7 protein-coding genes are annotated in these 9951 nt (G+C 44.4%); 6 read left to right on the top strand and 1 reads right to left on the bottom strand.

Annotation, left to right across the window (positions count from 1 at the left end):
- The 6 genes from A7325_RS11625 to A7325_RS11600 all read left to right on the top strand — a co-directional run.
- The coding region (locus A7325_RS11625; RefSeq protein WP_156508551.1) for an IS1 family transposase at positions 1-396 on the top strand (396 nt) is incomplete at its 5' end.
- Between the two features lie 458 nt (positions 397-854).
- Complete coding sequence (locus tag A7325_RS11620; protein WP_068408329.1) at positions 855-2006, top strand: acyl-CoA dehydrogenase family protein; 1152 nt, start codon at positions 855-857, stop codon at positions 2004-2006.
- An 81-nt stretch (positions 2007-2087) separates the two neighbouring features.
- Positions 2088-3296: an acetyl-CoA C-acetyltransferase gene (locus tag A7325_RS11615; RefSeq protein ID WP_068408327.1), complete on the top strand. Its 1209-nt coding sequence runs from the start codon at positions 2088-2090 to the stop codon at positions 3294-3296.
- A 78-nt stretch (positions 3297-3374) separates the two neighbouring features.
- Entirely contained in the window at positions 3375-5558 is a 2184-nt protein-coding gene (locus tag A7325_RS11610) for a 3-hydroxyacyl-CoA dehydrogenase NAD-binding domain-containing protein (RefSeq protein WP_068408325.1), read from the top strand.
- Between the two features lie 4 nt (positions 5559-5562).
- Positions 5563-6621 carry a CaiB/BaiF CoA transferase family protein gene (locus tag A7325_RS11605; protein WP_068408331.1) on the top strand — a complete coding sequence of 353 codons (1059 nt, stop codon included), beginning with the start codon at positions 5563-5565 and terminating at the stop codon, positions 6619-6621.
- A gap of 791 nt (positions 6622-7412) precedes the next feature.
- Positions 7413-9095: an NAD-dependent malic enzyme gene (locus A7325_RS11600; protein WP_068408323.1), complete on the top strand. Its 1683-nt coding sequence runs from the start codon at positions 7413-7415 to the stop codon at positions 9093-9095.
- Positions 9096-9493: 398 nt separating this feature from the next.
- On the opposite strand, the gene A7325_RS11595 is transcribed toward A7325_RS11600, so the two are convergent.
- Positions 9494-9951: transposase (locus tag A7325_RS11595; protein ID WP_156508550.1), on the bottom strand; the 458-nt coding region annotated here is incomplete at its 5' end.

The following is a 9951-nucleotide window of genomic DNA, read 5'->3' as shown; positions in this document are numbered from 1 at the left end:
TTAGAGGTTGATGAGTTCTGGACTTACGTATATCGCAAGAAGCGTAAAGTTTGGCTTATTTATGCTTATGACCGTGCTACTAATGAGATTGTCGCTTATGTCTGGGGCAAACGTGACCTGAAAACAGCTAAGAAGCTAAGAGCCCGTCTTAAACAACTGAAAGTCAGCTATGGTTCTATTAGCATGGATAACTGGGATAGCTTTATAACCGCATTCAAGCCTGACAAGAAACAAATCGGCAAGCAGCATACGGTAGGCATAGAAGGTAATAACTGTCGCCTTAGACACCGATTGCGACGAGCCGTTAGAAGAACCTGTTGCTTCTCAAAAAAGCTCGACAATCACCTTAAAGTATTTGATCTGGTGTTTTTTTATGTCAATTATGGCTATGTCTGATGCCAGCATACTTTTTAGAACACCACCCTTATTGCTTATATGTGATAGTTGCATCATCTTATTTTTCTGATAAGTTTTTTATTATCAGCAGCTATAATAGCGATATCTAAGTAAAGGTTCGTCCTAGTCTTATACATTCTGAAAACCTTGAAAATACCATAAAAAGAGGCTTGTCGTATCGCTGCGAACAAGCCTTTTTTTATGAAATATAAGGAACAGTCTTAGGGTATGTGGTCAAATCTACCAAGCACGATTTTATACAAGTTTATTGAACAAAGCTTTTGGTTAATTTAGTATGTTTTTACGAGTTGTTAAATATATAACTTTAGAGAGTTAATATATATGGTAATTATGATTACCGTATATTGGCTATTATTCTTAATAAACGTTAGTTTTAATCGTATCAATTTTATTATTTTTTAATTTATGTCTTTTAATTTACGTCAAGGATGACCCGTATGAGTATCAAAGCATTTCCAGCAAAATGGATGACTGAAGAACACGAAATGGTATATGACAGTGCGCTAAAAATGTTTCAAAGCTGGGAAGACAAAGACGAGCAGTGGCGCGAAAACGGTATGATTGACCGCGCGGCTTGGGAAAAGGCCGGCGAGATGGGCTTTTTATGTGCGTCAATACCAGAAGAGTATGGCGGCGGTGGCGGTGATTTTGGTCATGAAGCCGCAATTCTTTTGGCGCAGGCGCAGGCGAATCGAGCCAGTTATGGCGGTATGGTGCATTCAGGCATCGTGGCGCCATATATCTATAAGCTTGGAACTGAAGAGCAAAAAAAATCATTGTTGCCTAAGATGGCGACGGGCGAATATATTGGTGCTATTGCGATGACTGAGCCGACGACAGGCTCTGACCTGCAGGCCATCAAAACTTATGCGATAAAAGAGGGTGATGATTATATCATTAATGGTTCAAAAACCTTTATCACCAATGGTCAGCATGCCAATATCGTGCTATTAGCTTGTAAGACAGACCGCGATAAGGGCGCGCAAGGTGTCTCGCTGATTCTTGTTGAGACCGACGATTTAGAGGGTTTCTCGCGTGGCCGTAACCTGAAAAAGACGGGTCTTGCCGGACAAGATACTTCAGAGCTTTTCTTTAGTAATGTGCGTGTGCCACAAAAAAACGTACTAGGCGGTGTCGAGGGGCTCGGCTTTATACACATGATGCAAGAGCTGCCGCAAGAGCGCTTGATTATTGCTTTAAGTGGCTGCGGCGCGATGAAACTGGCGTTAGAGCTGACGCTTGAATATGTCAAAGAACGTGAAGCCTTTGGTAAGCCAATTTGGCAATTCCAAAACACGCGCTTTAAGCTCGCTGAGGTACAAGCGGATTATTTAGCGGTAAAAGCCTTATGTGATTCAGCAGTTGAGGCGCAAATACAGGGTAAGCTTGACGCCGCGCAAGCATCCTTAATCAAGTACTGGGTGACAGAAAAACAATGTAAAACGATGGATGAATGCTTACAGTTATTTGGTGGTTACGGTTATATGTCAGAGTATCCAATCGCTCGTATGTATGCCGATGCTCGCGTGCAAAAAATATACGGCGGCACCAATGAAATCATGAAAGAGCTGGCCTCGCGCTTTATGTAGTCGCTTATGAGTGAGCAGAGTGCGCGCTTCTCAATACTTCATTATTTAAAACTAGCTACTTAAAAATTAAAGGGATTTATTATGACCCAGACCGCTTATATCTATGATGCGATCCGCACTCCACGTGGGAAAGGAAAAAAGGATGGCGCTTTGCATCAAGCATCGCCGATTTGGTTGACACGTACGCTACTTAAAGAGATGCAGCAGCGTCATCACTTAGATACCAACCTCGTCGACGATATCGTGCTTGGTTGTGTGACGCCAGTCGGTGAGCAAGGCTCTGATATCGCTCGCATCGCTGCTCTCGATGCAGGCTGGGATCAACGTGTAGCAGGGGTGACGTTGTCACGCTACTGCGCCTCAGGCCTTGAATCTATCAACCTTGCCGCTGCCAAAGTCATGTCCGGTATGGAAGACATGGTCGTAGCGGGAGGCGTTGAGTCTATGAGCCGCGTGCCGATGGGCGCAGATGGCGGTGCTTGGTATATGGATCCACGCGTTAATGATGCTACTGGCTTTGTCCCACAAGGGGTTGGCGCTGATACTATCGCGACCCTAAAGGGCTTTAGCCGTAAAGACGTTGATGAGTTTGCCACCGAGTCACATAGAAGAGCCGCCACCGCTTGGGAAAAAGGCTATTTTAATAAATCAGTGGTGCCTGTTAAGGATATTAATGGATTATTACTATTAGACAAAGACGAAACCATTCGTCCAAATACTGATGTTGCCACTTTAGCAAAGCTCAATCCGTCTTTTGCTATGCCCGGTCAGATGGGTTTTGATAGCGTTATTTTGGATAAATACACCACGATTGAAACAGTAAACCACGTGCATCATGCCGGCAACTCATCAGGTATCGTCGATGGTGCTGCTATCTGCCTTATCGGTAGTGCGGCCGCTGGTGGCAAAGCTGGACTTAAGCCGCGAGCGAAGATTACTATGGCAGCGGTCATTGGCTCAGAGCCTTCTATTATGCTGACAGGCCCGACACCAGCGTGTAAAAAAGCGTTAGATAAAGCGGGTATGCAAGCGTCTGATATCGACCTATGGGAGATAAACGAAGCCTTTGCTGCTGTTCCGATGAACACCGCCAGCGACTTTGGTATTTCTTTAGATAAAGTCAATGTCAATGGCGGCGCGATTGCGATGGGTCACCCACTCGGCGCAACAGGTGCGATGCTAATGACGACGGTACTTGATGAGCTTGAGCGCCGCGATTTAAAAACCGCCATGGTTACGCTATGCGTCGGCGGCGGTATGGGAATTGCAACTATCATTGAGCGCGTATAAAAACATTTAGCAAAAACGATTATAAAAATGATTATGGATGATTAATCGTATAGCTTCATCAATTAACAAGGATTTAAAATGAGCACCAATAGCGTAGATGCCATCAATGCATTAAAGAATTTTTCTGCCCAATATGATAATGGAATTATCACCGTCACTATCGACCAAACCGAACGTAAAATGAATGTCATTGGAGAGGGCTTTAATGAAGCCTTTGCTACAATAACGGATGCTTTTATCAATGACCAAAACGCAAAAGGCCTAATTCTAACGTCTGGCAAATCAACCTTTGTGGTTGGCGCAGATATTGACCAACTAGCTACTATTGAAACGGCCGAGCAAGCCTTTGCTTTGGTTGAGGACTTAAAAACTAGCCTGCGTAAACTTGAAACTTCTGGTAAGCCAGTCGTTGCTGCCATTACGGGTACGGCGCTTGGCGGCGGTCTTGAGCTTGCTTTAGCCTGTCATTATCGTATTGCTATCGATTCACCAAAAACCTCGTCTACAACCAAGCTGGGTTTGCCAGAAGTTAAGCTTGGCTTGCTACCCGGCGGCGGTGGTACGCAGCGTTTGCCACGTTTGATTGGTATTCAAAAAGCCCTTGAGCTGATGACCCAAGGCAAAGAGCTGCGTCCACAGCAAGCGCTAGAAATTGGCTTTATTGATGACGTGGCTCATGACAATGACGAGCTTATCAGTAAAGCAAAAGCGTGGATTAATGACAATCCAAAAGCGCAGCAACCATGGGACAAAAAAGGCTTTAAAATCCCAGGCGGTGACAGCAATCATCCAAAAGTGGTGCAAGTATTTTCTATGGCCCCAGCGATGGCCAATCAAAAGTCGCACGGCAACTATCCTGCGATTACCCATATTTTATCTAGCGTGTTTGAAGGCTGCTTAACCGATATCGACAACGGCCTTAAAATCGAGTCGCGCTTTTTTGTCGCCTGCGTGTTATCAGACGTATCCAAAAACATGATTAATAGCCTTTGGACGCAGCTCAATAGTATTAAAAAAGGACAATCACGCCCACAAGGGTTTGAAAAATCTAAAGTCAGCAAAGTCGGTATTTTAGGTGCTGGCATGATGGGCGCTGGTATCGCTTACGTTTCAGCTAAGGCAGGTATGGAAGTGATATTGATCGATACGGCCATTGAAGGTGCCGAAAAGGGCAAAAGCTACTCTACTAAGCTGCTAGACAAAGCCATCAGCCGAGGGCGTTCAACAGAGGACAAAAAACAAGCATTATTAGACCTTATCAAGACCACCACGTCTTATGATGATTTAGAAAGCTGTGATTTAATCATTGAAGCTGTTTTTGAAGACATCGATATTAAAGCACAATGTACGCGACAATCTGAAGCCGTTATTCCAGAGACTGCCGTTTATGCATCGAACACCTCAACCTTGCCAATCACTGAGCTTGCTAAGGCCAGCAAACGCCCGAACCAGTTTATCGGTCTACATTTCTTCTCACCGGTTGATAAGATGCCACTCGTTGAGATTATCGTTGGTGAAAAAACCGACGATGCTACGCTAGCAAAAGGTTTTGATTATGTTGGCCAAATTGGCAAGACGCCCATCGTTGTCAATGACAGCCGCGGATTTTATACATCGCGTGTTTTTGGCACTTATGTGTCAGAAGGCATTGCCATGTTAGCTGAGGGTGTTCACCCACGCAGTATAGAAGTGGCTGGTATGAAATCTGGTATGCCGATGCCGCCGCTGGCACTGCAAGATGAGGTGTCACTCAGCCTTTCATTACACGTGATGCAGCAGACTAAAAAGGCAATGGAAGCAGAAGGTAAGGCCTTTACGCCGCATCCTGCGATGTCAGTAGTAGAAAAAATGGTCAAAGAATTTGGCCGCGAAGGTAAAAAGGTGTCTAAAGGTTTTTATGATTATCCAGAGAATGGTGAAAAACATCTATGGACTGAGCTCACTGAACTGTATCCAACGACAGATGAGCAGCCATCGCAGCAAGACTTGGTAGACCGCTTGCTTTACGTGCAAGCCAATGAGACTGCCAAATGCTATGAGGAAAACGTCGTGCGTACGGTGGCCGATGCCAACATTGGCTCCATATTCGGTTGGGGTTTTGCGCCAAACCAAGGGGGGACGCTACAGTTTATCAACTCAGTAGGCGTCGATAAATTTGTCGCGCGTAGTCGTGAGCTGGCACAGAAATATGGCGCACGTTTTGAGCCTGCGCAGCTATTAGTGGAAATGGCGGCAAAAGGCGAGGTTTTCTCAGATGACTGAATCGATGGTTAATCGAGCAGATGCTATGAAAGACTGCTTACAAGGGCTGCGCGTCGTTGATTTGACGCGCAACCTGCCTGGGCCATTTGCGACCAGATTGCTTGCGGACTTAGGCGCGGATATTATTAAGATTGAACCACTCAATGGCGATCCAGCTCGCGCTTTCGGGGATTTGTTTACCGCCCTTAATCATGGCAAAACCACTTTAAAAGTTGACTTTCGTGACTCGCAAGGTATCGAGACTATCAAAGCGCAACTCAAAGATAGCGACGTGATGCTCGATAGCTTTCGCCCTGAGGTGCTTGAGGGCATGGGGCTTGATGCCAAAACCTTACATGCCATTAATCCAAAGCTGGTCATGGTATCGATTACGGGCTATGGCGTGACTGATAGCGACGCCATCACTCATGATTGGGCGCATAAAGCCGGTCATGATATCAATTTTATGGCGATGAGCGGGGTGCTTGACCAGCTCAAGACGGCAGATGGCGAGCAGGCAATGCCCAATGTTCAGTTTGCAGACTTAGCAGGCGGTAGTGACACGGCGGTGATTGCTCTGTTAGCGGCTGTATTTGCAGCGCAGCGTACGGGGAAAGGCCGCCACATAGCCATCAGTATGACGCACAGCTTGTATCAGCATCTGGTCATGCCAAAAGCGACTGGAAAACTGGTGGCCAGCTTTTCTGGCAAAAACCCAGAGCCGCAACAGGATTTCTTAGGCGGTTTATTGCCTTGTTATCGGTTGTACAGAACTTCCGATGATCGCCATATGGCGGTGGGTTCACTAGAGCTAAAATTCTGGCAAGGGCTGTGTGAAATATTAAAATTGCCTGAGCTTAAAGATGTGCATTGGCAGCGTGGGGTCATGCCCAATACCAAGGGCAGCCAAGAGGCAGCACAAATGGTTGCTGATACCTTTGCCAATCAGCCTTTAAGCCATTGGCAGCAGGTTTTTGCATCCACCGATGTGTGCGTCACGCCAGTATTGAGTTTAGAGGAGGCAAGAGCACATCCTTTGTTTGCCCACCAAGATGAGTACGGTGCCACACTGGGCTGGCAGTAAGGTGATGAAGCTGAAGTAACAGTATTGTTAGTGAATCAGTTAATAGCTTAATCATTTAGCCACTTAATCACTTAGCAGCTTAGTTCTCACCAATAAGCCAATAAAACCATGGAAGGGTTTTTATCAATAAGTTTTGGACCGAGAAGTATCCTCAAGATGTCGCTTTTTACTTGGGCTGCGTATAGCTCAGGCGGTTAAGTTTTATATCGTTACCGATGACCAAAGCTTGAAAAAAGAAGCGCTGATTGAGTTTTGTAAAAAGGATTTATAAGGTAGATAATTCAGGTTTTGACATTGAGCGCCATAAGATATCAAATAAGGCATCGAAATTTGCATTAAGCGTAAGCGGGGCATCTTCTTGACGAATCGTTTTCATAATATCAAGACGACTATAATGGTCAGCCGATTTAGGACAATTGATAAGAGATTTTTGTTAAAATAGCGTTTCTCTTTTTCTGCTGCTGGCAAATAACCATGGATGCCTCTGCTGAATTAAATATCTCTTAGCCACCATATTTTTGGCGTCTACGGTATTTTTAAGCGACTGAAAGAACATTCCTCTTTTACGTTAACCCCTTTATGAACTTATCATTATTGGCGCGGTAATCGACTCATTGCATGCAATTTTAGAGAAAACGGCAGTATTTCTAGGCAAATGTATAAGCAATCAAGTTTAAAGCCCAGCTGACTCAAAATGATTTGTTATCTATTGTTAAACATGAGCGGATGCTATGTATAATGCAGCCCTAGCATCGTTTTCACTCATATGTCCTTAATAAGAAGATTTTATTATGTCAAACAAGCGTCCCTTATATATTCCTATTGCTGGCCCCGCGCTATTAGAAACCTCTTTATTAAATAAAGGTAGTGCTTTTTCATCAGAAGAACGTGATAGCTTTAATTTAACAGGGCTATTACCACACAATATTGAAACGATTGAAGAGCAGTCTCTGCGGGCTTATCACCAACTGCGCTCATTTACCAATGCGATGGATAAGCACATTTACTTGCGTAATATACAAGATACCAATGAGACCTTGTTTCATCATCTCGTTGAGCAGCATATTGAGGAAGTCATGCCGCTCATCTACACGCCAACGGTTGGTCAAGCTTGTGAGAAATTCTCACAAATTTATCGCCGTAAACGGGGCCTATTTATTTCATATCCTGAGCGCCATAAAATCGATGATATGCTGCAAAATGCCACCAAACAAAATGTCAAAGTGATCGTTGTCACTGACGGTGAACGTATATTAGGCCTTGGCGACCAAGGTATTGGCGGTATGGGCATTCCCATTGGTAAGTTGGCTTTGTACACGGCTTGTGGTGGCATCAGTCCCGCTTATTGTTTGCCTATTTTATTAGATGTCGGTACCAATAACCAACAGCTACTTGACGATCCTATGTACATGGGTTGGAGAAATCCACGCATCTCTGGCGATGAATACAATGAATTTGTCGATTTATTTATTCAAGCCGTTAAGCGTCGTTGGCCAGAAGTATTATTACAATTTGAAGATTTCGCACAGGGTAACGCCACTCCGTTATTAAACCGTTATCGTGACCAGTTATGCTGTTTCAATGACGATATTCAAGGGACGGCCGCGGTTTCGGTCGGTGCTTTGATTGCCGCGTGTCTAAATAAAGGTCAAAAGCTCAGTCAGCAAAAAATAGCATTCTTAGGTGCAGGATCGGCGGGTTGCGGTATTGCTGAGCATATCATTCGCCAAATGCAACGCGAAGGATTGACTGAAGAGCAAGCACGCAGCCAAGTATTTATGGTTGACCGTTATGGCTTACTCACCGATAGCATGACAGAACTACAAAAATTCCAAGAGCCACTGGTGCAAAAACAGTTGGCTATTGAACATTGGGATAAGAGTCAAAAACTCGGTTTAGCGCAAGTGGTTAAGCAAGCGAAAATAACGGTATTGTTCGGCGTGAGTGGACAAAAAGGTCTGTTTACTCAAGAGGTCATCGAGTCCTTATGTGCTAATACTGAACACCCAATTGTACTACCGCTTTCAAACCCAACCTCTCGTGTGGAAGCCACACCGCAAGAAGTGATGAACTGGAGCCGTGGTCGCGCCATTATCGCAACGGGTAGTCCTTTTGCTCATACCACTTTTAACGGTCAGTCTTTTGAGGTTTCTCAATGTAATAACAGCTATATATTTCCTGGTATTGGTCTTGGTGTTCTCGCAGCACGGGCGAGAGGTATCAGCGATAATATGTTAATGGCGGCAAGCCAAGCGCTTGCAGATATATCAATGGAGTACGAAAAAGCGCCCGGTGCCATACTGCCGCCAATTAAAGTTATTAAAGAGATCAGTAAAAAAATAGCCTATGAAGTGGCACTGCAAGCGGTCCAAGATAAGCTGGCACTACCTATCACAGCGGAGAACCTACAGCGCCGATTGGAAGCGAATTTTTGGTTGCCTGAATATCGCAATTATCGTCGTACCTCTTTCTAATTTTTAGAAGGTGTTTATAGGTAAATGATAAATAAATAGTAGATAGCTGGTTTTAGGCGAACCAACATGACCTTGATTGAGCGTTAGCCAGAATTTGATAAATAAGGTTGAGCAGTTGTCGCTGAATCCATTTTGTGTAAAAAAGCCCTTAGATCAATAAGCATTACGGCTTTCTTTTAGAGTTATCAATCATTCATTAAAATCGTAAAAACCCTCTACGCTATATAAAATAGCGTAGTGAACCGCCCCAGGATTGTCGGAGGCTCAACATTCTGAGAGAATACGACAATGAAAACACGAAACTACACTCCTGAGATTAAAGAACGCGCCGTCCGTATGCTGTAGTGGCATAATAAAATTGGACAGCTGCTAAGAGATACCATCTTAAAAAAGCCAAATCAAGTGCTAATTAGCTCAACTCTTGCTTGGTAAAGTTGCTGATGTTTAACCACGCCGAAACAAATATGCACAAGCTTACGCATCGCCGCACAGACAGCCTGCATTTTGCACTTACCGTTAGCAAGCAGTCGCTCATACTGCGCCTTAATGTCGGGATTATGCTTAATGGCGACTAGCGCCGGCATATACAATTTAGCTCTTACGGCACTTGAGCCATTCTTTGCTAAGCGAGACTTGCCCTTAAATAGCCCTGATTCACTATGCTTGGGAACTAGACCTAAAAAGGCTGCCATTTGCGACGCTTGACTAAATTGCTTATTATGCATCAGCGACATCATCTGCTTTGAGACAACAGGGCCGACGCCTTTAATAGTTTGTAGCAGATATTGGTCTTGCTTTAAATTGGGATGACCATCGATATGGTCATCAATATCACCATTGAGCTTAACAATGGCGG

The sequence above is a fragment of the Psychrobacter sp. SHUES1 genome (assembly GCF_001652315.1).
In the GTDB taxonomy this organism is placed as follows: domain Bacteria; phylum Pseudomonadota; class Gammaproteobacteria; order Pseudomonadales; family Moraxellaceae; genus Psychrobacter; species Psychrobacter faecalis.
This window is presented reverse-complemented; position numbering and strand designations above follow the sequence as displayed.